The 23,195-nt window shown below is 71.2% G+C and carries 16 protein-coding genes and 1 pseudogene; 13 read left to right on the top strand and 4 right to left on the bottom strand.

Annotation, left to right across the window (positions count from 1 at the left end; translation table 11 throughout):
* The 4 genes and pseudogenes from WD250_07330 to WD250_07315 form a co-directional block, all read left to right on the top strand.
* Positions 1–273, top strand: a 273-nt coding sequence (locus WD250_07330; protein ID MEX2620014.1) for a hypothetical protein, incomplete at its 5' end; no start/stop codon positions are given.
* Between the two features lie 51 nt (positions 274–324).
* Positions 325–741 carry a hypothetical protein gene (locus tag WD250_07325; protein MEX2620013.1) on the top strand — a complete coding sequence of 139 codons (417 nt, stop codon included), beginning with the start codon at positions 325–327 and terminating at the stop codon, positions 739–741.
* The gene (locus WD250_07320) at positions 734–976 is read left to right on the top strand and encodes a hypothetical protein (protein MEX2620012.1); all 243 of its coding nucleotides are present in this window, start codon (positions 734–736) and stop codon (positions 974–976) included. The genes WD250_07325 and WD250_07320 overlap by 8 nt, the downstream gene beginning before the upstream one ends.
* A 234-nt stretch (positions 977–1,210) precedes the next feature.
* Positions 1,211–1,405: pseudogene (locus tag WD250_07315) on the top strand (JAB domain-containing protein).
* Positions 1,406–1,743: 338 nt separating this feature from the next.
* Here the strand turns inward: WD250_07315 and WD250_07310 are convergent.
* Positions 1,744–2,334 (bottom strand): response regulator transcription factor, encoded by a 591-nt coding sequence (locus tag WD250_07310; GenBank protein MEX2620011.1) that lies wholly within the window; start codon positions 2,332–2,334, stop codon positions 1,744–1,746.
* A gap of 871 nt (positions 2,335–3,205) precedes the next feature.
* Positions 3,206–3,997 (bottom strand): S-layer homology domain-containing protein, encoded by a 792-nt coding sequence (locus tag WD250_07305; protein MEX2620010.1) that lies wholly within the window; start codon positions 3,995–3,997, stop codon positions 3,206–3,208.
* 346 nt (positions 3,998–4,343) lie between these two features.
* Here WD250_07305 and WD250_07300 point away from each other — a divergent pair, with 346 nt between their 5' ends.
* Genes WD250_07300 through WD250_07290 form a run of 3 tightly spaced genes read left to right on the top strand, consistent with a single transcriptional unit; the run spans position 4,344 to position 10,133 of the window.
* A complete protein-coding gene (locus WD250_07300; GenBank protein ID MEX2620009.1) occupies positions 4,344–5,654 on the top strand; it encodes a hypothetical protein in 1,311 nt (436 codons plus the stop codon).
* A gap of 55 nt (positions 5,655–5,709) precedes the next feature.
* Positions 5,710–8,409, top strand: a complete 2,700-nt coding sequence (locus WD250_07295) for an AAA family ATPase (GenBank protein MEX2620008.1) — start codon at positions 5,710–5,712, stop codon at positions 8,407–8,409.
* Entirely contained in the window at positions 8,406–10,133 is a 1,728-nt protein-coding gene (locus WD250_07290; protein MEX2620007.1) for an ABC transporter substrate-binding protein, read from the top strand. The genes WD250_07295 and WD250_07290 overlap by 4 nt, the downstream gene beginning before the upstream one ends.
* Before the next feature lie 626 nt (positions 10,134–10,759).
* On the opposite strand, the gene WD250_07285 is transcribed toward WD250_07290, so the two are convergent.
* Together WD250_07285 and WD250_07280 are read right to left on the bottom strand one after the other, a co-directional pair.
* On the bottom strand, positions 10,760–11,185 hold the full coding sequence (locus WD250_07285) for a hypothetical protein (GenBank protein MEX2620006.1): 426 nt from the start codon (positions 11,183–11,185) through the stop codon (positions 10,760–10,762).
* Entirely contained in the window at positions 11,176–11,547 is a 372-nt protein-coding gene (locus tag WD250_07280; GenBank protein ID MEX2620005.1) for a hypothetical protein, read from the bottom strand. Before WD250_07280 ends, WD250_07285 begins: the two co-directional genes overlap by 10 nt.
* A gap of 732 nt (positions 11,548–12,279) precedes the next feature.
* Between WD250_07280 and WD250_07275 the strand changes: the two genes are divergently transcribed.
* The 6 genes from WD250_07275 (at position 12,280) to WD250_07250 (ending at position 22,769) form a co-directional block, all read left to right on the top strand.
* Positions 12,280–12,699 (top strand): hypothetical protein, encoded by a 420-nt coding sequence (locus WD250_07275; protein MEX2620004.1) that lies wholly within the window; start codon positions 12,280–12,282, stop codon positions 12,697–12,699.
* Between the two features lie 2 nt (positions 12,700–12,701).
* On the top strand, positions 12,702–12,995 hold the full coding sequence (locus tag WD250_07270) for a type II toxin-antitoxin system RelE/ParE family toxin (GenBank protein ID MEX2620003.1): 294 nt from the start codon (positions 12,702–12,704) through the stop codon (positions 12,993–12,995).
* 696 nt (positions 12,996–13,691) lie between these two features.
* Positions 13,692–14,861, top strand: coding sequence for a hypothetical protein (locus tag WD250_07265; GenBank protein ID MEX2620002.1), 1,170 nt, complete (start codon positions 13,692–13,694; stop codon positions 14,859–14,861).
* Positions 14,862–14,996: 135 nt separating this feature from the next.
* On the top strand, positions 14,997–16,640 hold the full coding sequence (locus tag WD250_07260) for a sialidase family protein (protein MEX2620001.1): 1,644 nt from the start codon (positions 14,997–14,999) through the stop codon (positions 16,638–16,640).
* A gap of 498 nt (positions 16,641–17,138) precedes the next feature.
* Positions 17,139–18,593 (top strand): hypothetical protein, encoded by a 1,455-nt coding sequence (locus WD250_07255; GenBank protein ID MEX2620000.1) that lies wholly within the window; start codon positions 17,139–17,141, stop codon positions 18,591–18,593.
* 333 nt (positions 18,594–18,926) lie between these two features.
* On the top strand, positions 18,927–22,769 hold the full coding sequence (locus WD250_07250) for an S-layer homology domain-containing protein (protein MEX2619999.1): 3,843 nt from the start codon (positions 18,927–18,929) through the stop codon (positions 22,767–22,769).
* Positions 22,770–23,195: the final 426 nt, after the last annotated feature.

Here is a 23,195-nt window from a genome sequence, read left to right as displayed (position 1 = left end):
CGACCCCGAAAAACCGGCCGCCCGGACCTCACATCCTCAATTTTGCGACAGCCTGTGCGGTCGTACAACTGCCTGAAGCGCGCGGCGAGGCCGTCGTCGCTGTGGTGGCGGGTGCGGATGCGCGACGATGTGGAGTGGTGCTGGTTCCGCACCGTGGGGCTGGCCGGCCGGTCGGTCGGACGGGACGCGCTGCCGCTACGGTTCGGGCAGCGTGATGTGGCGTTGGGGGATCTGCTGGTGACCACCGGTCGATCAGCAACGCCGCCGACCTGAGCCCCCCCGCCCGACGACGACGTGGTTGTGCCGCTCCATGCGCCGGACTGAATGAGGAGATGCCTCCGCGACGCTGCCCTGTACCGGACGTTGCCGGGCTACGACGCCGCCGGCGCGATCACGATCTCGGTGTTCATCGTCGCTGACGAGCGCGAAGCCCAGGTGCTGACCGCCGGGCTCGGCCAGTCGCTGTACGGGCTGGCCACCGTGGCAGAGCTCCGAAGGCACCGCTACGACCTCGTGGCCACCGACGTCGAAGAAGACGGGGTGCTCACCCCATTCTCGGACCGGCACGCCGACGTGATCGTGGCCGCCTACCCCGACCACCTGCCGCCCTACGACCAGCGTCTGCGGCCCGCGGAGCGCAAGCTTATCCGTGCCCTGCTGCTCGATCCCTACAACGCGGCGCTGCGGGTCTTCGACCCCCGCCAGCAGGTGCCGCCCGGGTACCATGACACCCATGAATGAGCAGTTGCCCCTGCTGGCCGCCGACCTGACCTTCGTGCGGGTCAACGGCGGCCGTGCCTACTCGGGCCTGGTCGACTGGGACGACGAGACCCGCCAGCCCCAGCCAGGCGACCACGTGATGGTCGCCGACGGCGGTTCCGGCCCGTTCGAGGCCGTCATCGACGACATCCGTGCTGACGGCACGATCGTGCTGAGCGTCCTGGCGTACGCGCACAGACGCCAAGCAGCAAGCTGAAGCCTCAAGCACGCCCGCACCCGGCGGCCTACGGGCACCAGGCATGTCGCAGCCCGGCCCGGCCCAGTCGGTCCACACACTCGGACGGCGCTCCACCTCTGGCAGCCGGACCCCCGGAAATCGTGCGCTGGACGCACGCCCCATTGCTGTTCTTCGATCGTGCCACTCGGCCCGCAACCACCGCTCGGCCGCCTCACACCCGGATGACTCACATCTGCGACGTGGCGGGAACGCGAGCATGCGGTGACGCTCAACCTCGGCGCCAAACACCGACTCATCGCCACCGCCACGGTCTCGATCGGCTCGGTGGACCACACGTTCCTGGCCCCCCGCGAGGTCTTCTGGCCGGCGTGCGAGGTCTGGTCACCAGCGAACTGGCAGAAGGTCGTCTCGGGTGGTGGCCATCACGCCTTCGTCCCACAGCAATAGTCGTCGCGCGTGGTCCCGAGGGTGTTGCCTCGACCCGGTGAGCAGCTTCCATCCCACGGCGTCACTGCTGCGTAGCCTGGCTGTGTCGCACCACACCTCGAGCCGGTCAAGGCCGCCCGCCAGCGAATGGGCGAGGTCCCACACAAGTGCATGCCTGTGCTCTTCTGGAGGGCATGTGTCGAGGCGCAGGTCGCAGTGGGGACACCAGTCGACGCCCGCCGCGGGGACCGTACGAACTGGGTCGACCAGGCCATGACGGCCGTGTTGCCGCGGGTCGCCGTCGCTCATTTCGCTAGCTCCTGAAAGGTGGCGGGCGTGTTCAGGAACCTCATGGCCGGTTAGATCCAGCCCTTCTCGGCGGCGATGCGGGCCGCCTCGAACCGGTTCCTGGCTCCGAGCTTGCCCATGGCCGAGGACAGGTAGTTGCGGACCGTGCCCGCCGCGAGGCAGACCTGCTCGGCGATGGCCGCCACCGGTTCCCCCTGCAGGGTGAGCCCGAGCACCTGCATTTCCCTGGGGGTCAGGGGGCATTCCTGTTCGGTCAGCGCCTGTGCGGCGATCTCCGGATCGATGTACCGCTTGCCCATCTGCACGTCGCGCAGGATGGCGATGAGACGCTGGGCCGGCGTGGTCTTGTGGACGAACCCCTGGACCCCCGCCTGCAGGGCTCGGCGCAGCACCGCGGGGCGTGCCTGGCGGGTCACGATCACGATCGGCACGTCCATGAGCGCGCGGATGTCCGCGGCGGCCTCGATGCCGTCCCTGCCTGGCATGTCCACATCGAGCAGCAGGATGTCGGGCCGGTGCTCCAGGGCCTGGGCCACGGCATCCTCGCCGTTGCCGACCGCGGCCACGACCTCCACATCCGGCTCCAGCTCGAGCAGCGCGACGAGCGCCCCGCGAAACAGATCCTCGTCGTCGGCCAGCACGATCCTCAAGGCCGCACGCCTTTGCTCGAATCAGAGCCCGGCTTCACGCGTCGACCAGGTCGCAGCCGCGTTCCGGCACGCCGATGCTTGCCACGGCCACGCGACTGGCGTTCCACGGCACGGTCGGACCAGGGGTCGCTCGGGTGCTCCCCGAGCGTGGCGACCCCATGACGACGTGGGGGTAGCACGCAGGGAAGGGGGGTCGGGCAGCGTCGCCGGCACCCAACGACGTCACTACCGACCCCTGCACTTCTTCCCCTACGCCCGACGATAGCTTTTCCCGTCTTGGCCCAACAGGTGACTGTCCTGAGATGCACGCGGAAAATTCATTGGATTCAAACCGGGTGGTCGTCTCCTGTTGGAGATCATAGGCGGCCTCGTTTCGATCGGGGGGACGTCCCCGATCGTGCCGTGCAGTCGCTCGAGAAGTCTGGCGGGGCGTTAGAACCGTCTCAAGGCGGCTGGTAGCCCAGTGAGTGCCAGCAGATATTGTCGCCTACGTTGATGCGCCAAGGCTTGGATGGGGTCGCTGTCCTGCCACCCGGCAGAACAGCGTGCTGGGTGGTCGGCGATGGTGGCGAACTGCGGGCCGTCCTCGGTCGTGTCGTCGGCGGCGTAGCTCTGGATCGTCTCGCAATGACAGTGATCCCCACGGCCCCGCCCCCCATCGCTGGGCGCGTCCACCTCGGACGGATTGACCACCCCCAGGCTGTAGTCATACTCCCGGCCGCTGGTGTTGTTACCGCAGTTGCTGTTCTCCTCTTGGGAGTGCACGACGACGCTGGTCGATGGCACCAACGGCACGACCGGGACCAGCTCCGCCCACCAGGGTGCTTATCATCATCGGGTTCGTCTTTCTCTTTCTGATGGGTCACCGTCCGGGGCGGGGTTGCGAACACTGCCCAACACCGCCCGAACACCGATTGACCGTTGCACCCGCCCCGGACACGTCGCAATACGCAAATGTGGCTATGAGACGCACGCACCTACCCGGGCGGGCCGGCCAGACACCACCCGGGTCCGGCGCCGCCGGGCCGTAGGTGCCGTCGCCGCGGCCCTGCGCCAACCCGGGCGCTGCGGCCGTGTCGATGTTGGCGGCGTGCACGTTGCCGGCGGGCACGTCCGAAAAACCTGCTGACTGGTCGGTGGTCAGCTCGCTGCCGGTGGCGTAGCCGGCTGCGCGCACCAGGAACGAGGCCATCTGGTCCCGGCGGATCGGCTGGTCGGGCCCGTAGAAGTCGGCGGACAGTCCGCCGGGGCCGCCGGCCACGATCCCCGCCGCGGCCAACTGGTGAATCGCCGTGTCGTGCGTCGACCCGGCCGCCACATCCACGAACCGCTGCGCACGCGGCGCCGGCAGGCTCACCCCGGCCGCCTGCAACGTGCGCACGATGAACGACGCCATCTGGTCGCGCCGCACCGCCTGCGCCGGCCCGTAGGTCCCGTCCGCGAACCCGCGGGCGATGTCGCGGCTGGCCACGCAGTCCACCGCCTCCAGGTGCGCCTGGGGGATCGCGGCACGGTCGGCGAACCCCGCCGCAGCCGCCCCGCCCGGACAGGCCGCCGCGACCAGCTCCGCCGGCGCCGGCCCCCCCGTCGCCCGGATCCCCCGGGTCGCCCGGATCCCCGGGCTCGCCCGTGGCGGTGCGGACCCACACCGCATAGTGGTACGTCGTGTCGGGCTGCAGGCCGACCACCGTCAAGGACACCGCCCCCCCAACGTCAGGCGTCGGCGTCGGGGTGCGACCACCGCAGGGTGGTGCACTGGCCGGCGACTGGCCCGGCCACAGGCCCCGTGCGCCCGCCTCGGCCGGCCGTGGGTGACGCTGTCCATGCCCGAGTCCCTCGCACGACCCGCTACACAAATTGCGGTATTGCCACCGCCGCCCCGCGGTGGTGCCCTTGAGGCTGTGCCTGTCCTGTCCCAGCGATCGGGGAGGAGGTCGCAGCCGCGCTGCCCCACCGACTCCGCAGCACACCGGCGGTGGCGCCCGTGGGGCGTCCCGGCGGTGCTGATCGTCCTGCTCGCCACCGCATGCGTGGAGTCGGCCCCGCAGGCGGCGCCGGAGCTGGGGCCGGCGCAGGACGTCCAGGCGCTGCTCGACACCCGCGCGGACGCGCTGGCGGCCGGCGACCTCGAGGGGTTCCTGGCGGCGCTGGACCCGCCGGCCCGCGCGGTGGAGGGGCCGCTGGCCGACCAGGCGCAGGCCGTGCCGCTTGCCGAGCTGCGGCTGCGGCTGCGGGAGGCGACGTTCGACCGGCGCGACGTCGACGGTGCGCCGGTGCTGGTGGCCGACAACGCGAAGGTCGACGTCGTGTTTCGCTACGAGGGCCTGGCCGAGGACAACCCGTTCAGCTTCCGGCTGCGCAGCGACTTCGAGCAGCGCGACGGCGCCTGGCGGGTGGCCGACAGCCAGATCGTGGTCCCAGACACCGAGACCCCGGTGCCGATGCCGCCGATGTGGGCGTCGGGGCCGGTGGCGGTGGCCCGCTCCGAGCACTTCCTCGCGTTGCACCGGCCGGGCCTCGCCGAGCCGGGCCGGGTGCTTGACCTGGCCGAGCAGGCGCGCGCACAGCTGGTGCCGCAGCTGACCCTGGAGCCCGCGCCCACCCATGTCGTGCAGATCGCCGCCGACGACGCCGAGTTCGCCGAGATCCGCAACCCCGCGGGACCCCCACGCGCCATCGCGGTCGCGTCCTACCACTACCCCGAGCCCGACTACGCGCGCTCGCGCGTGCCGCAGAGCCGGCACGTGAGCGTGAACCTGGCCGCGGTCCTGGCCGAGCAGCTGCCGCCCGAGGAGCGCGCCGACCCCGGCCACGACATGGCGGACGCGCCGCCCGACGGCGGCCACGAGTTCGAGCCCGACGTCACGCCGGTGCAGGTGTTCCAGCACGAGCTCGCCCACCTGGCGCTGTCGCGCTTCACCCGTCCGAGCACCCCGGTGTGGGTGGCCGAGGGCGGCGCGATGGCGCTGGCCGGCGAGCAGCGCACCGGCGTGTGGCGGCGCGGCCTTGAGGCGGACGCGTTCGACGACATGACGTTCTTGCGCCTGTCCCGCCGCGACCCCGGCATGGGGCTCACGTCGGCGGAGTACGCCTACGTGAACGCCGCGGTGTCCTGGCTGGTCGACGAGTTCGGCGTCGAGCGGTTCTGGGCGTTCTACCGCGACTTCAAGGAGTTCACGCAAGGCTCGGCGGGCAACCCGCTCGAGCAGGTCCACGCCGACGCCACCCACCGGCTGCTGTTCCGTCTCTACGATATGGGCGAGGAGCAGCTCGACGAGCGCGCCCGACAGTGGATGCGCGCGGCGGTGTAACCAAGGGCCGGGGGACGCGCACCGGCCCACCGACCACGACACGATCGAGCAGACCATGGCAGCAGACGCCACGCACACCAAGACCCGCAGCCGCCGGCGGCGTACCCGCAGCGGCGAGGCGAAGAAGAGCCGCATCGGGTTGTGGACGCTGGTCGTCCTGCTCCTGCTGCTCGCGGCGTTCGTCGGCATGCTGTGGGTCACCGACACGCGCCTGGCGGGCGAGGAGCTGCGCCTGGACACGTTCGTGGACCTGGCCGAGCGCGGGCGCATCGACACCGCGCACATCCTCGACCAGGACGCCGCGGTGGTGGGCCGCTACACCGACGAGGGCGGCGCTGTCCACGACTACTACGTGGAGTACCTGCAGTCGATGAGCCGGGAACGTCTCGTCGACGTGGTCATCGAGAACCGCATCCCGACGACGATCGACCGGCAGTTCCTCAAGGGCCTGCGCACCCCGGTCACGAGCCTGCTGGGGATCCTCATGCTCGTGACGGTGTTCGGCTACATGGCGCTGTCCTACCGCAAGGGCACCGGGCTGTTCAACGTGTTCAGCGGCGCCCGGCAGGTCCACCCCGAGGACGCCGGGGTGACGTTCGCCGACGTGGCGGGCCAGCAGGCCGCCCTCGACGACATGCGCGAGCTCGTCGAGTTCCTCGCCGACCCCGAGCGTTACGCGGCGCTGGGCGCGCAGGTGCCCAAGGGGGTGCTGCTGTACGGGCCGCCCGGCTGCGGCAAGACGCTGCTGGCCCGGGCGCTGGCGGGTGAGGCGGGCGCGAGCTTCTTCTCGATCTCGGGCTCGGACTTCGTCGAGCTGTACGTGGGCGTGGGCGCCGCCCGCGTGCGCGACCTGTTCCGGGAGGCGCGCGAGAACGCGCCGGCGATCATCTTCATCGACGAGCTCGACGCGGTCGGCCGGCGGCGCACCGCCCGCTCGGCGGGCAGCGGGTCGGGTGACGAGCAGGAGCAGGCGCTCAACCAGATCCTCGCCGAGATGGACGGCTTCGGGCCGCGCTCGGGGGTGCTCGTGGTCGGGGCGAGCAACCGGGCCGACGTGCTCGACCCGGCGCTGCTGCGCCCGGGCCGCTTCGACCGCACGGTCGGCTTGGAGCGCCCCAAGGCGGGCGAGCGCCACGAGATCCTGCAGGTGCACGCCCGCGGCAAGCGCCTCGCCGACGACGTCGACCTGGCCGCGGTGGCCGAGCAGGCGATCGGCTTCTCCGGCGCGGACCTCGCCAACGTGCTCAACGAGGGCGCGCTGCTCGCCTCGCGGGCCGCCAAGCCCGCGATCGGCCAGGACGACCTGGTGACCGCGGTGCAGCGGCTGCTGCGCGCGCCGGAGCGCCAGCGGCGCCTGTCGCTGCGTGACCGCAGCGTCGGCCACCAGTACGGGCCCGACGAGCGGGTCACGTTCGCTGACGTGGCGGGCCTGGACGACATCGCCGAGGAGATCACCGAGATCCGCGACTTCCTCGCCCACCCCGGGCGTTTCGCCGAGCTCGGCGTGCGGGTGCCCAAAGGGGTGCTGCTGGACGGGCCGCCCGGCACCGGCAAGACGCTGCTGGCCCGCGCGCTGGCCGGGGAGGCCAACGCGGCGTTCCTGTACGTCGCGGCCACCGAGTTCGTCGAGGTGTACGTCGGCGAGGGCGCCGCTCGGGTGCGTGACCTGTTCGCCGAGGCGCAGGCGATGGCGCCCGCGATCGTGTTCATCGACGAGGTCGACGCGGTCGGGGGCCGGCGCGGGTCGGCCAACGAGGGCACCCGCGAGCGGGAGAACACGCTGAACCAGATCCTGACCGAGCTCGACGGCTTCGACGCGCAGGCCGGCGTGATCGTGGTGGCGGCCACCAACCGGCCCGACATGCTCGACCCGGCGCTGGTGCGCCCGGGCCGCTTCGACCGCCACCTCACCGTCGGGCTGCCCGACCGGCCGCGGCGCCGGGCGATCCTGGACGTGCACGCGCGCGGCAAGCGCCTGGCCGACGACGTCGACCTCGACACCCTCGCGGCGCTCACCCCGGGCTTCTCGGGCGCGGACCTCGCGAACCTGCTGAACGAGGCGGGGCTGCTCGCCGCCCGCCGGGGCCGCCCGGCGATCGCCATGGCCGACGTGGACGAGGCGTTGGCGCGGGCGGTGCAGGGCGTGTCGTCGGCGACCCGGCGGACCAATGATGTGGAGCGGGCGATGGTCGCCTACCACGAGGCGGGACACGCGCTGGTCGGCTACGTGCTGGAGGGTGGGAAGGTGCCGCACCGGCTCACGGTCATCCCCCGCGGCGGCAGCCTGGGCGCGACGTGGAATCTGGAGAGCGAGGAGCGCTCGTTGCACACCCGCTCGTTGATGGTCGACCGGATCGCGGGACTGCTCGGCGGGCGGGTGGCCGAGGAGCTGGTGTTCCCCGAGCCGTCCACCGGCGCGCACGACGACCTGGACCGGGTCAGCCGGATGGCCCGGCGCATGGTGACCGAGCTCGGCATGAGCCCGGCGCTGGGGCTGTACCGCTACCCGGCCGGGGACGGGCCGGCGACCTACTCGGAGGAGGAGGGCCGGCTGATCCACGCCGAGATCCGCAAGGTCATCGACGAGGCGCACGAGCGGGCGCGGGCGGTCCTGGCCGACGCGCACGCCGCGCTCGGCGCGGTCGCCGAGGCGCTGCTGGAACGCGAGACGCTGACCGCCGCCGAGTTCGAGGCGCTGGTCGAGGGGCTGGCCGTCCGCCCCGACGCGGTGGCGTCGCTGGCCTTCGGGGAGTGAGCCGTCGGGGACGCTGGCGCCCGCGGGGCGCCGCCGCCGTCCTGGCCGCGGTGCTGCTGGCGGTGCTGGCCGCGCCGGCCGGTGCGGCGGCGGCGGGCGCCCAGCAGGACGCGGGCACGGCCGAGGTGCTGCGCATCCCGTTCCCCCACGACGACGGGAGCCTGACCCCCTACACGTTCGAGCTCGGCTACCCGCTGGTGACGCTGGTGTACGACACGTTGGCGTGGCGCGACGCCGACGGGGACCCCCAGCCGTGGCTGGCCGCGTCGATCGACGTCGCCCCCGACGCCCGGCAGGTGACGGTGCGGCTGCGCGAGGGCGCCCGCTGGCACGACGGCCGCCCGGTCACCGCCGAGGACGTCGTGTTCACGTTCGCCTACGTGGCCGAGCGCTTCCACCCGCGCTTCACCCCGCAGGTCGCCGCCATCGCCGCGGTGACCGCGGTGGACGCGCGCACGGCGGTGTTCGACCTGGCGCGGCCCTCGCCGGGGTTCGTCGACCAGCCGCTGGCCGACGTGCCGATCCTGCCCGCGCACCTGTGGGGCGAACTGCCCGACGGGTCGGCGGCGCCGCACGGCCTGCCGGTCGGGTCGGGCCCCTACCGGCTGACAGACCACCGGCCCGGCCAGGGCTACCGCTTCGAAGCCGTCACCGAGCATCCGCTCGGGGCGCCGGCGGTGGCGGTGATCGAGGTGCCGGTCATCCGCACGGCCAGCGAGACCCTGGCCGCGCTGGAGCGCCGCGAGGTCGACATGATCCCCCTGGCGCTGCCCGCCCAGGCGCAGGAGCGGGTCGAGGGCCTGGGGGTGCGCATCGTCGACGGCGCCTCGTACGCGGGCACGACGCTGCTGTTCAACCTGCGCGCCCCGCCCTTCGACGACCCGGCGGCGCGCCGGGCCGTGGCCGCCACGCTCGACCGCATCCGGATCGTGCGGGCGGTGGGCGACGCCGTGCCCGCCGACCGGGGCGTGCTGCACCCCGCGTCGCCGTGGGCGCCCGACGAGGCGCTCGACGCGATCGGCGGGGCGGACCCGGTGGATCTGGGCGACCTGGGCCTGCCGCCCCTGGAGGTGCTCGCCCCGAACAACGACCCGGTCAAGGTCGAGGCCGCCCGCCAGGTCGCCCTGGCCCTGTCGGGCGCCGGCGCGGACGCCGAGATGGTCGCGGTCGCCCGCGACGAACTCAGCTCGCGCATCGGCGAGGACGGCGCACCCCCCGACTTTCAGCTCGCGATCTCGTCGTCGCCGCCGCTGGCCTCCTACGACCCCGACTTCCTGTCGGCGGTGTTCGGTGCGCAGGGCCCGCTCAACCACACCGGCTACGCCAGCGCCGAGTTCGACGCCCTCGCCGGTGAGGTCGCCACCACCACCGACCCCGACGCCCGCCGCGGCGCGGTGGCCCGCCAGCTCGCCCTGCTCGCCCGCGACCTGCCGGTCGTGCCGCTGTTCTTCGCCGACGGGGCGTTCGCGCACCGCCCCGCCATCTACGACGGCTGGGTGTACGTGGCGGGCCGCGGAATCCTCGACAAGCGCTCGTTCATGACCGCGGGCCAGGAGGGCGGCGACGAGGCGACCCCGCCGCCGGGCGACGACGCGGCGCCGGCGCCCGACGATCAGGCGACCAGCCCGCCAACCGGGGGCAGCCCGCTTGGCTGGGTCGTGGCCGGCCTGCTGGCGGCGGCTGGCGCGCTCGCGACGATCGCCGTGGTCAAGGGCCGCCGGTAGACCCCGCCACGCTCGACGCGTTCGGTGCGCGCCACCCGTCAGGCTCGCCGTGCCTACATCCCGCCGTTGACCAGCGCCTTCCCCACCCCAAGGCCCCTCAGGGACGGACAACCGCTACAGGGACTTGCGGACATAGTCGATGTTCAGGCTGAGCAGCTCGGCGACATCCTCGGCGGTCAGGACCTCGTCGTCGTCCAGCTAGCCCACAACCTGCCGGGTCGAAAACGGCAAGGTCCAATCCTCGCGAGCTTCGCCATCGATCTCAAGCCGCCACTCGAAGCGCTGACCTGGGGGGAGTTGAAGGGGGGGAACGGATATCGCGAAGGGGGCTTGAATGTAGGAGCCTGGTGCCACACCGGGGGGGCGTCCCACTTCGAAGTCGCCACTCAGGGTGATTGGCACGTCGGCTGCTCCGGGGGGCCCCGGTTGATGAACTGGTTGTCCGTCTTGGTGGACCAGGCTCAGCTTGAACGTCAGCGGCCGGTTCGCGCGATCCCATGGGACGTGGACAAGCACGGCAACTGCCGAAGGGATGGGCGCGGGGCCGGTCGCATCCCAGCCGCCGCCCAGAATGTAGAGCTTGCCTGCGGCGACCTGAGCGGCGTCACACAGTAGGAGTGTGGCCCTCACCCCGAAGCTTTGGCGAGTTGCTCCGAACTGAGCCTGGTCGGCCGATCTGGGAGGGTGCTCTCCAGCCGGATATCGGGCCCAAGCTCGGTGAAGTCGACGACGCTGTCGGGGACCTTGATGCCAAGCCGGCCGCGGCTCCCTTTTTGCAACTCCCAGTTCGTGTTCGAGGTCTGCTGAGGACCCAACTCGATGCTGTCCCACTCAACGTCGAGGTACAGCAAGCCACGCTCATGGTCGACCTCAGCAACGCTAGCCAGACCTCGAAGACCCTCCTCCCGCTCGAAGACCCACAGGGTCGACCCAACCTCGAGCTCCTGGCCAGGGGGGACCTTGTCGAGACGTGTGCGGACCCAACCCTCACGCGAGCGCACGTTGAAGTCCACCTCAACATGTGGAAGAAGGGTCGGTGCGGTCATCGGCATGGGTTCCTCCTTGGTACCTCGAACGCTTGCTCGAAGCGTTCGACCACTTCTAGCGAGAGTTCATCGCCGAGATCTACATCGTAGTGACAATCAGGGTGACCGGTCTGCTTGAGGGAGAAACCCAGGTCCAGAAGTACTCCTACTCGAGTCGTTCGGACCTGGCCGTTGGGGACAGGCGCCTCCTGGATGATCCGCTTCAGAAGATCCTCGTCGTTCTCGTTCCCGTCCTTGACCCCGCAGAAGGTCGACAGCCGGTATCGCCCCGAAACTGCGTGCTCATCTTCTGCCTGTTCGATGAGCGCGTCAAGATCCGCAATAAGCCCGCCACGGACAACAAGGGCATTGCTGGGAAGCGCGGTCACACGGAGGCATGGTAGTCGTCAGGGCGGCGAGAAGCGCCCGGGATCGGGACCGACCATACCCGTCCGGCTCGCCGGGTCGTCGAAGGGCGGGGCGGCCAGGTTGAACAGCAGCGTCGTGCCCGGGCGACGACGCGGCGCCGGCGCCCGACGGCGATCCTGCCGCGGACCCGGCGGCCGATGGCGGCGGGGTGAGCCCGTTCGCCTGGGTGGTCGGGGTGCTGCTCGTCGCCGCCGGCGTCCTCGCCGCGGTCGCCCTCCGACGCAGCCGGTAGCGGTCGAGCGACGGCTTCGACACGAACCAACAGGCGGACGCCCCTTTGACAGGCACCGCGTCTGGTCGCTTGCATTGTTGGCGGATTCCTTGGTCGACAGCATGCTGGAGGACGTCCGCCAGCGTGACGACGACGCAGACCTCGCCTGTGGTTCTCCGCAGGCCAGCACGCTTGCCGACGCGCTCATGGCCCTCGACGGTGTCGATCCGTGGGCTGTATGGGACGACGACCGTTCGCGGCGTCACGTCGAGCGGTCGCTGCGCGCTGGCCTTGCCGCCCTCCGCTCCATCCGACGAGCCGAACGCATCGATGGCGCCAAACTGCGTCACGACAGGGTGTCACCCAAAGACATCTATCGCTTCCGTGGAAGGTCCAAGCACGTGCAAGCCTTCTACGCCCACCCTTCGGTGCGCCACGAACTCCGTGACGACGCCCGACTCCATCCACTGGCACGATGCGCGTGCTTGACATCGAGTTCCCGCCGCTGCGCGGAACAGACGCAGAGGTCTGGCCCGTGCTGTTCGACCTGGCGCAGACCTTTCGCAGGGGTTGGGCCGTGGTTGGGGCCCAGATGGTCTATTCGAACCTACACGTGCACGATTCGTGCCGAGGCGTGTATGCTCGAAGCATGGCTCCGACACGGCTCAACATCACCCTAGATGAGGCGTCCGCGCAGAGGCTGTCGGTGATGGCCCGACGGATGCATGTCAACGAGGGAACGCTGGCACGGTCCCTGCTCACCACCGCGCTCGACGAGGCCGACCTCGGCGCCACGAACATCGTCGCCCTGCTCGATGGGATCCCCGGAGCCTGGGAGGACGCGCAGGAGGGGTGGCGACAGGCCGAGGAAGGCGAGACGATCCCGCTCGACCAGTTGTAGCCATGACGCGCGTCGAGCTGTCCCGTCGCGCCGTGGACAACCTCGAGTGGCTGATCACGACCCATAGCCTGCCCGCTGACACCCGGGAGCGCGTGCGCCGGGTCCTGCGTCCGCTGGCGAGCTTCCCGAACCTGGGACGCGACCTCGAAGGCCGGTGGGCTGACCATCGGGTGATCCTCGGGCCTTGGCGCTGGATGCTGCTGGTGTATCGCGTCGACGGTGATAACGACCGGGTCGTGGTTGTGACAGTGCAGGACGGGCGCTCGTCAACGGCAGCAACTACTCCAGACCGCTGACCGTCGTGGTTTGGTACCGGGTGAGAATGTCAACGGCGGGCGCCATGGAGTGTGCGCTCCTTCCGCTCGCACACAGGGCCCTCAGTGGCCGTATAACCCGGCGCGTTTCGCTCGCAGGAGCGGCGTGGCTCATCACGAAGGATTTCACCATGATGCCCGTCAGCCCGTCGTCCCCGACTGGATGGATGGGAAGCCATTCGCGGAAATGTGGACCCTCGGGCTGGCCGAGCCGCAGCGCGGCTTGTCGGCCGAGTGACGGAAAAGAAGGATCGAAGGAGCGAGTGGCCGGCAAGCGCGCCTCCGACCACACCCGCCCCGGCCCCAGGCCGGTGTCGTCGTTGAAGCCGCCGCCGAAGGGACCAGGCCCGGAGGGGCCAGGCCCGAATCGGGGGCTCCGTCGAAGTAGGGGGCCGGCGTCGGCGGCAACACCGTGTGCTGGCCTGCGCACCGTGGCGGCGCTCTGGGGCCGACGGTACGGTCGCGTGAGAGGCCTCCTCTGTGGGCGTGCCGGGGCTCCACAGCGGGAGCCCGGGGGTACCGAATTTTGCGTATTGCACGGGCGGCGGGTGTGGCGGACAGTGGGTGTCGCATCGCCCGGTACCGGTTCCTTGTCCGGTGTGCGGGCAGCCAATTTGTGAGAGAAGAGGGGTTCGTATGGTTTCCCGCTTGCCATTGCCCGGTATCGACGATGCGCGTGTGACTCGGGCTGGTGCGCTCGTGACCCTGGCGGTCGTGGGGCTCATGCTGGCCGCCGCCAGCGTTGCCTTCGCGTGCACCGGGCAGGCGCAACTGTACGACATCACGCCGGCGCGGGCGTTGCCGGGGGAGACGGTGACGGTCGGCGGCAGCCTGTTCGGGGACCAGCCCGTGGAGCTGCGGTTGAACTCCCCGGCCGGGGCGCTGCTCGAGACGGCGCGCGGCCCGAGCTTCAACATGCCCGTGCAGATCCCCGCCGATGTGGCGCCGGGGCCCTACTACGTGGTCGCGGTGGAGTACGACCCGGCCACGGGGGCGATCGCCGAGCAGCGGGCCAAGGGCTTCGAGGTGCTGGCCGCCGAGACCACGCCGGAGCCGGATCCCGACCCTGTCCCTGAGCCTGATCCCGACCCTGTCCCTGACCAGACCCAGCCACCGGCTGGCAGCGACCCGATGACCACGCGGGGCGCGGACACGCAGCCCTCCGCGCCGGACGCCTCGGCCCCCCCGGCGCCGACAGCCCCGGATCCGGCCCCGCCAGCGGTCCCCGACACGGCCGCGCCGCAGCCGCAGCCGTCCACGCCCGAGCCGGCTGCCGGCCCCGACGACAGCCCAGCGCCTGCGCCCGCGCCGGTTGCGCCCGCGCCGCAGCCTGCCGAGGGCCAGCCGGTCACCCCCGGCGCGAGCGACGACGGCCAGCGCGTGGGTGCGGTCACGCCACCGGCCGCTGACCCGGCGCCGGCAGCCTCGGCGCCGTCCCCGGCGTCGAGCAGCACCCCCTCGGGTGGTGACGCGCCGGCAGCCGACGCCTCAGCAACCGACGAGACGGCCGCGCCTGCGCAGAGCTCCGGGCAGGAGGGCGTGCCGGCGGGCGTGCAGGCACGCCGCCCGAACACCAACGCCCTGACTGGAACCGACACGGACGCGCCGTCGGCCCGGTCGGGCGCGGCGGACCTGTGGAGCGGCTTCGCTGCCGACGACGCGGCGTTGGCACCGGGGATCGACGAGCCGGCAGCCGCTGGTGACGCGGGCATGGGCCCGGTGGCTCTGGCAGCAGGACTGCTCGGCGCCGGGCTGATCGTCCTGGTGGCCGCGGGCACGACGCTGGTCGTGCGCCGCCGGCGGGTGCTCGTGTCGAACCGGGCATCCGACCATCGGGGGGACGCCTAAGGCTCCCGTTCGCTGGGCGTCCGGCCGTGCCGCTCGTCGCCCACCGCTGCGCTCCACCTGGTGCATCAGGTGAACGGCGGCGGTGGGCGGCGGGCGTTGGCACGGGCGAACGCTGCCGCCGGAGCGTGGGCGACGATGGTTGAGCGTGGGACTGCGGGCACGCCGGCGACCGGCCCGCCGCAACCACGCTCCTCCGCGCACGCCACCGGCGATGATGGTGGGGATCCGTCGGCTCGGCAGGGACGCGCCGGGTCGTGGTTGGCCGCGGCGGTCGGGATCGCGCTGGTGTTGATCGGGGCGGGACTGCTCGTGCTGTCGGCCAGCCTCGACGATCCGCCGCAGGCGGCGCTCGCCGGCGGCAACCTGCCCATCAACGCGGGCGCGGGCGACCCGCTGGACCAGTCCGGCCACAACTCCCCGGTGGTCACCCGCAACCCGACCGACCCGGCCAACATCGTGGTCGGCAACCGCCTCGATAGCCCCGACTTCGCCTGCGCGCTGCACGTCTCGACCGACGGCGGCGCCACGTTCGAGGAGACGCGGCTGCCCGAGGCGGACCCGCAGGGCAAGTGCTACGCCCCCCAGCCGGCGTTCGCGGCGGACGGGACGCTGCACGTGGCGTTCGTCACGCTGCGGGGCACCGGCAACCGTCCCCACCGCGTGTGGCTTGCCTCCTCCGACGACGGCGGGCAGACCCTGTCCGAGCCGTCCCGGCTGCTCGGCGAGCTTGCCTTCCAGGTCGGGTTGACCGCCGACCCCGACGACGCCGACCGGCTGTATCTCACGTGGCTGGAGGCCGAGGAGACTGCCACGCTGGCGTTCCCCGACACCGGCTACCCGCTCCGGCTGATGTCCTCCGACGACGGCGGTGTGTCCTGGACGGAGCCGGTCACCGTCAGCGACCCCGACCGCGCCAGGGTGGTCGCCCCGACGCTTGCCGTCGGCGCCGCCGGCGTGCTGCACCTGTTGTACCTGGACCTGGGTGATGACCGTTTGGACTGGGCGGGCGGGCACGAGGGCCGCGGCGGGCCGCCCTACCCGGGCACGTGGGAGCTGGTCGCCGCCCGCTCGGGCGACGAAGGCCGCACGTGGTCGGAGACCACGGTGGACGCGTTCAACCCGCCGACGCGCATCCTCGTGTTCCTGCCCGACGTCCCGTCCCTGGCCGTCGACCGGGAGCGGGGCCGGGTGTACGCGGCGTTTCACGCCCGCCACCACGACGACGCCGACGTGTTCGTGTGGCGCTCCACCGACAATGGCGAAACATGGAGCTCGCCGGTGCGGGTCAACGACACCGACCCGGCTGACGGCACCGCCCAGTACCTGCCCGCGCTCGACGTCGCCCCGTCCGGGCGGGTCGACGTCGTCTACTACGACCGCCGCGACGGCGCCGACGAGAACGTGATGAACGCGGTGTCGCTGGCGTTCTCGCACGACGCCGGTGCGACGTTCACCGATCGGCTGGTGCTGTCGGACCGGCCGTTCGACTCGCGGGTCGGCTTCGGCGGCTTCCGTGGCATGGCCGACCTGGGGTCGCGGCTCGGCCTGCTGTCCACCCCCGACCGCGCGTTGGCGGTGTGGAGCGACACGCGGGCGGGCACCGAGGTCAGCGAGAAGCAGGACCTCGTCCGCCAGTTCGCTACGTTCGCCCGCAGCATTTCCAGCCCTGTGCCCCCTTCGGTGTTGCGTGGCGTCGCAGGCGTGTCCGTGCTGTTGGGCCTGGTCGGCGTGGGCGGTCGGCTAGGCGGGAAGCTCGGTCGGCAGATGCCGCCGCGTTGAACCTCGCTCAGGGCGACGTGATCGCACCCGGCTGCCCGCCGCCACACTCGACGCGATCGGGGGCCCTTGTTCCCGCGCGTACTGGGGGGCCTGGGCCCGGTCCGGCGACACCCGGCCGCTATGTGTCGAAGGTCAATAGCCAATATTCGGTATTGCGACGCAGCGGCCGAGTCGCGACGGTCCACTCCGTGCGTTCGTCGGAATCGCGCGCACCGCGCGTGGGGGGCGGACATGGCAGTCCATGACCACGTTGCGGGTCGCCGGTGCAACGCCACCGTGTGAGTTGCATTGACGCCAGACCCGCGGCGATTGATCGGAAGGGAATCACCCGTGATGACCAGACAAGGACGCGAAGGTTCGGCTATGAAGCGACGGCTGGTGTGGGCCGCCATGCTGGCGGCGGCGATCGTGCTGGTCGCGTTGCCGGTGGGGGTGTGGGCTTCCGACGGGTTCAACGACGTTCCCGACGGCAACGTCCACCACGACGCGGTCACCGCGGTGCGCGACGCCGGCATCACCCAGGGCTGCGCTGGCGGGGGATACTGTCCGGCTGAGTTCGTCCGGCGTGATCAGATGGCGTCGTTCCTCGACCGCACCGCTGCGCTGTCCGGGCAGGACCCGGTCGTGAACGCCGCGACGGCGCAGACCGCCGAGACAGCGCAGACCGCCGAGACGGTGGAGGGCATGGATGCGGTGCTGACCCGTCTGGATGAGCTTGAGGCGGCGAACACGGCGTTGACGCAGCGGGTGGACGAGCTCGAGTCGGGCAGCGGCGACGCGGCGCTGGCGAGCCGGGTGGACGAGCTGGAAACCACGGTCGGAACCCTGGACACGACCGTTGGCAGCCTGGAGACGACCGTCGGCGAGTTGCAAGGCACGGTCGACACGTTGGAGTCGGACAACGCGGCGCTTGCGTCCACGGTGAGCGACCTGGAAACACAGGTGGCCGAGCTGGACACGACCGAGCTGGAAGGCCGGGTCGGCACGCTTGAGTCCACGCTCGCTGGCGTGACCCGCCAGGACGTGCCGGTCGCTCCCGACGATGCGGAGAACACCGAGACGCGGGACACGCTCGTGTTCGAGGGGATGAACCTGCAGCTGCTCAACGGCCACGACGACGCCGTGACGGCGTCGGCCAACGGGCTGGGTAACCTGATCGTCGGTTACAACCAGCAGTCGGAGACCACGTCGACACGGACCGGCTCGCACTACATCGTGGTGGGTGACCAGCACGAGTGGACGAGTTGGGGCGGCGTTGTCAGTGGTCTGACGAACACGGCGAGCGGCCCCTGGGCGTCGGTGTTCGGCGGCCAGCTCAACACCGCGACCGGCCAGTACTCCACAGTCATGGGTGGCGGAGCCAATGCAGCGACCGGGCAATGGTCAACCATCGCTGGTTCCTTCTCCAACACGGCCAATGGATCGCCCTCATCAGTGTTCGGCTCCCAGAACGCACAAGCGACGGGTTCTGGAGCTGCGATCTTCGGTGGCACCAACGGTGTCGCAAGCGGTGAGGCGTCCATTATCGTGGGTGGTCTCTCCAACGAGGCCACCGCTGAGGAGAGTGTCGCGATCGGCGGATCGAGCAACGTCGCCAGTGACTTCCGAGGGGCGGTCTTCGGCGGTCAGGGCGGCAACGCCAGCGAGAACTACGGCACCGTCCTTGGCGGCCTGAACAACGTGGCTGATGGATCTCACGCGACGGTCACCGGTGGCGAGGCGAACACCGCAGGTGGCCGCGAGTCGACCGTCACCGGTGGCGAGGGCAACGCGACGAGTGCCCCGTACGCGTCGATCGCCGGTGGGCAGGGCAACGTGGCGACCGCCTGGTACACGATGGTGGCCGGCGGTCAGACCAACGCGGTGCACGCCGACTGGGCGTCGCTGCTCGGTGGCCTGGAGCAGTCGATCGCCGAGGGCAATGATCACGAGATCTACCCCCCCGCTCCCTAGCCGCTGCCCGTAACCTGTGCCCTTCGGTGGGCCGCAGCCGGACTCTGTGGCCTCACCGAAGGGGCAGGTCGCCGCGGCGTGCGGCGCGGGCGATGCCCTGCGGCCCAAACGCAAACCATGGGTCCGGGCGGTGGTAGTGCATTCTCGGTATTGCGGGTGGTGTGGGCGGTGTGGTGCCGTAGCGGGTGTGAGCAGGGTTCCTGTGACGTGAGCGTTTCGATGTTGGGGGTTTGTGTGGTTGTTGATCGTCGGGGTGGCCGTGGACGTCGCGTGTGGTGTGGGGCGGCGGTGATCGGCGAGGGTCACGGCGGCCGGCGGTATCGGCTGTTGGCGGTGACGGTCTTGTTGGCGGTGGCGGCTGGGTTGTCGATGCCGACGCCGGTGCCGGCGGTGGCGCAGGAGGACTCGGAGCCGGTGGGGGTGTGGCAGTCGACGAGTCAGCCGGTGTCGGGGCACGCGGACGCCGCGGCGGTGCGGTTGGACGACGGTCGGGTGTTGGTGACGGGTGATGACCCGAGCGAGCGGGGCACGACGGTGGCGGAGGTGTACGACCCGGCGACCGGGGAGTGGCAGGCGACCGATCCGATGCATCACGGGCGCGCGCGGCATTCGTTGGTGCGGCTGGCGGATGGACGGGTGCTGGCTTCGGGGACGTTTTTGGTGTCTGACACGGTGCCCGAGATCTACGACCCCGCGGCACCTGCGGGGCAGCGGTGGACGGAGGTGGCCAACGCGCCATTCGACACCCCTCTGGCGGTGTTGCTGGACGGGCCCGAATGTGGGGGTGACGGTCCGCCGGTGTGGTGCGGTCAGGTGTTGATGCGCGGGCAGATGCTGTTCGAACCGCCGCCGGCGGGGTCGGGTGAGCAGGGGACGTGGACGCAGGCGGACACCCCCCACTTCCAGGGTGGCCGGATGGTGGTTCTTGACGGGGTGCCGTGTTCGGGAGAGTCGCCTCCCGGCTGGTGCGGCAATGTGTTGCATGTGACAACAGACGGGATGGAGGTGTTCGATCCGTCGCCGGTGGATGCGGAGACGGGCGTGGTGGGCCGGTGGGAGGCCTCGGACGGGTTGCAGCAGCCCCGCAACATCGGTGCGACTAGGGTGGCGGGGTTGGCGGACGGTCGGGTATTGTTGGTGGGCGGCACCGACGAGGATGGGCAGCCGGCGCCCCCGGAGATCTATGATCCTGCGACGGGGGTGTGGCAGGCCACGGCGTTGCCCACGCAACCTCCCCGCGGGGCGGGGGCGTCGTTGACGTTGCTGGCAGATGGGTCGGTGTTGCTGGCCGGCGGCGGCGAGTGGCCTAACGATTGTTTGGTGTCGGCGGAGTTGTTCGACCCGTCGGGGGATGATGGGGTGGCGGGCAACGCGCCGGGTGTGTGGCGGTCGGCGGGGTTGATGGGTGCGCCGCGGGAGAGTCATACGGCCACGGCGTTGGCGGATGGCCGCGCGTTGGTGGTCGGCGGGGCGTTGCATTGCGGGCGCAACACCGCGGATGTGTATGCGCCGCCGTCGCTGGAGCCGGTGACGCCGGCGCCGACGGTGTCGGGGGTGGACCCGGCGTCGGGGTTGACCGACGGCGGGGTGGAGGTGTCGGTCACCGGTGACAGCCTGTCGGGGACCTCGGCGGTGACCTTTGGTGGGGTGGCCGCCGACGAGGTGAGGGTGGAGTCGAACACACGGGTGATGGCGGTAGTGCCGCCGGGCGCGCCCGGTGACGTGCCGGTGACGGTAACCACGCCGGCGGGGCAGTCGGCGGCCGACTCTGACGCGACGTTCGCGTATGTGGAGCCGTCGGGGGTGTGGACACCGGTGGGGGAACTGCCGTTCGCGGACCAGGCGCAGGCGCTGGTGGTGGGTGAGGGGGATGTGCTCATCCTCGAGGACAGCGCGAAATCGGCGGTCCGCTATGACCCGCAGACGAACACGCTGGCCGACGCGGCGGACCCGCCCGACATCGGATCGTTTCAGCTGTTCGCGCCGTTGGCGGACGGGCGGGCGTTGGTCGCGGGCTACAGCGGGCTGGACGAGAGCGCGCAGGGGCACGCGACGATCTACGACCCGGCGGCCGACAGCTGGTCTGCTCCGGCGTTGATGGCGGCGGCGCCGCAGGAAGGGTCGGCGACGTTGCTGGCGGACGAACGGCTGTTGGTGATCGGTCGGGTGCAGGGGTTGGACATGACCAGTCAGGTGTTCGACCCAGATACCGGACAGTGGCGGTTGACCGAGGGCCAGCCGACCGACCAGGTGTTGTTCGGGCACACGTCGACGCTGCTCGGTGACGGGCGGGTGCTCGTGGCGGGTGGCACGACGGGTGCGTTCGGCCAGTCGCGGCGGGCGCAGCTGTTCGACCCGGCCGGTGAGCAGTGGAGCGAGGGGCCGGCGATGGCCGAGACCCGCAATCGTCATGCCGCGGCGGTGGCCGCCGACGGGCGCGCTCTGGTGATCGGCGGGTATGGGATCGCGGCGGGGGCGGTTTCGGGGGTGGAGGCGTTCGACCCTGCGACGGACACTTGGCAGCCGGTGCGCAATCTGGAGTATCCGCGCGTTGAGCATGCGGTGGTGGTGTTGGCGGACGGGTCGTTGCTGGCGGTCGGCGGGCGCGGGACGTCCGGCACGATGTGGGACGACGACGCGATGGTCCACAGCGAGGTGTTCGACGCCGAGGTGGGCCGCTGGCGGGTCACGGGGGCGTTGGCGCAGGCGAGGATGCGCCACGGTGCGGCGGCGTTGACCCGCGGGTGCGCGAGCCGGTGTGGCAGTGTCGTCGCCGTCGGCGGTCTCACGGGCCAACTCACCCGGGGCGGCGTCGGGGTCGCGTTGGTGGAGTTGTACACCCCGCGCCCGCAGGTGACCGGGCTGGACCCGGCCAGCGGCCGGGCCGGTGACGAGGTGACCATTGAGGGGTTCGACCTGGCCGGTGTCGACGAGGTGCGGTTCGGGGATGTCCCGGCGGAGTTCACGGTCGAGTCGCCCGCGCAGATCACCGCGACCGTGCCGGATGGTGTCGAGGTGGGGTCGGTTGCGGTGACGGTCGCCAACGCCGTGGAGGACTCCGACGTCACCCTGGCCTCGGAAGTCACGTCGGTGAGCGAGTTCACGGTGGAGGCTGAACCGGGCGAGATCGGCACCATCGACGACCTGACGGCGACGGCGATGTCGGCCAGCGAGGTGGGGCTGTCGTGGTCGGCGGTGAGCGACGGGGCCGGGGGGTCGGCGCCGGGCTATGTGGTCGCGCAGTCGGCCGAACCGATCACGACGGTTGAGCAGTTCGAGGCGGCGGCGGTGTTGTGCGGGGGGGTGTGCACGCCCACGCCCACACCCGAGGTCGGTGGGACGGTGGAGCTGTCGGTGGTCGGGTTGGACACGGACACGACCTATCACTTCGCGGTGCGGGCCCGCACCACCCCCGGGACGTTGGGGCCGGTGTCCAACCCGGTCAGCGCCACTACCGAGGTTGACCCTGCAGACCCCGGTGATCCCGGTGATCCCGGGGATCCGGGGGATCCGGGGGATCCCGGCGAGCCGTTGAGTCCTGAGGAGCTGGTCGCCGCCGCGTGCCCGCAGGGTGCACCGCCCGTGGGGTTCACCGACCTGGCTTCCATACCGGACACGCATCTGCAGGCGGTGGCGTGCGCGGCCAGTCATGGGATCGCCCAGGGCTTCGCCGATGGCAGCTACGGGCCGGCGCAGCCGGTGCGGCGTGATCAGATGGCGTCGTTCATCGCCCGTACGTTGCAGGCCGCCGGGGTGGACCTACCGGAGCCGCGGGCGCAACGGTTCGTGGACGTGAATCCAGGGTCCACCCATGACGATGCGATCCACCGGTTGGCCGCGGCGGGCATCATCGCGGGCGGGCCGGGTGGCCTGTCAGCAGACAGCTACGGGCCGGCCCAGCCGATCCGCCGGGACCAGATGGCCTCGTTCCTGGTCCGCGCCGCCGAATACGCCACCGGCGCTGATCTGACCGCGTCGCAGACCGGCCGGTTCAGCGATGTCCCCGCCGGCAACGTCCACGCCGACGCGATCGACACCGCCGCCGCGCTCAACCTCGCCCAAGGCCAGCCCGACGGCACTTACCAGCCCGCCGCCACCACCCGCCGCGACCAGATGGCCACCTTCCTCGCCCGCCTGCTCGGCGCTTTCAACGCCGACGTCTTCGCACACGAATAACGCGTGCCGCCTTCAAGGACTGGAGATCCGCCCTGAGGTTGACCCGGTTCGACGGACAGATCAGTTGTGCGGCACGGCTGGTCTGCTGGTAGTTGTCCTCCTTCTCGATCGGGCCGAGATACGACAGCGAGGAGTGGTTTGCGTCTGACTTCGTGATAGAGCCTCCGTCGGAAAACTGCCCAAGCCTGGGAGGCTTGTGGGGCCCGATCTCAGGAGAGTCCGACGATTTCTCAGGCAGGTCGACGCAAGGGCCGGCAGCTCGCCGGAGGAGAACTCCGCGACCCGCTTCACCGCGCCGTGCTCGGTGCCCAACTCCTTGCGCAACTGGAACACCATCCGCACCGCACGGTCCTTCTCCGCCTCGCTGTTGTTGGGCGGCACCTGGGATGAGGATCTGGGGGTAGGGCGGCGTGACCGCAGTTGAGG

Source organism: Egibacteraceae bacterium, assembly GCA_040905805.1.
GTDB lineage: Bacteria > Actinomycetota > Nitriliruptoria > Euzebyales > Egibacteraceae > DATLGH01.
This window is presented reverse-complemented; position numbering and strand designations above follow the sequence as displayed.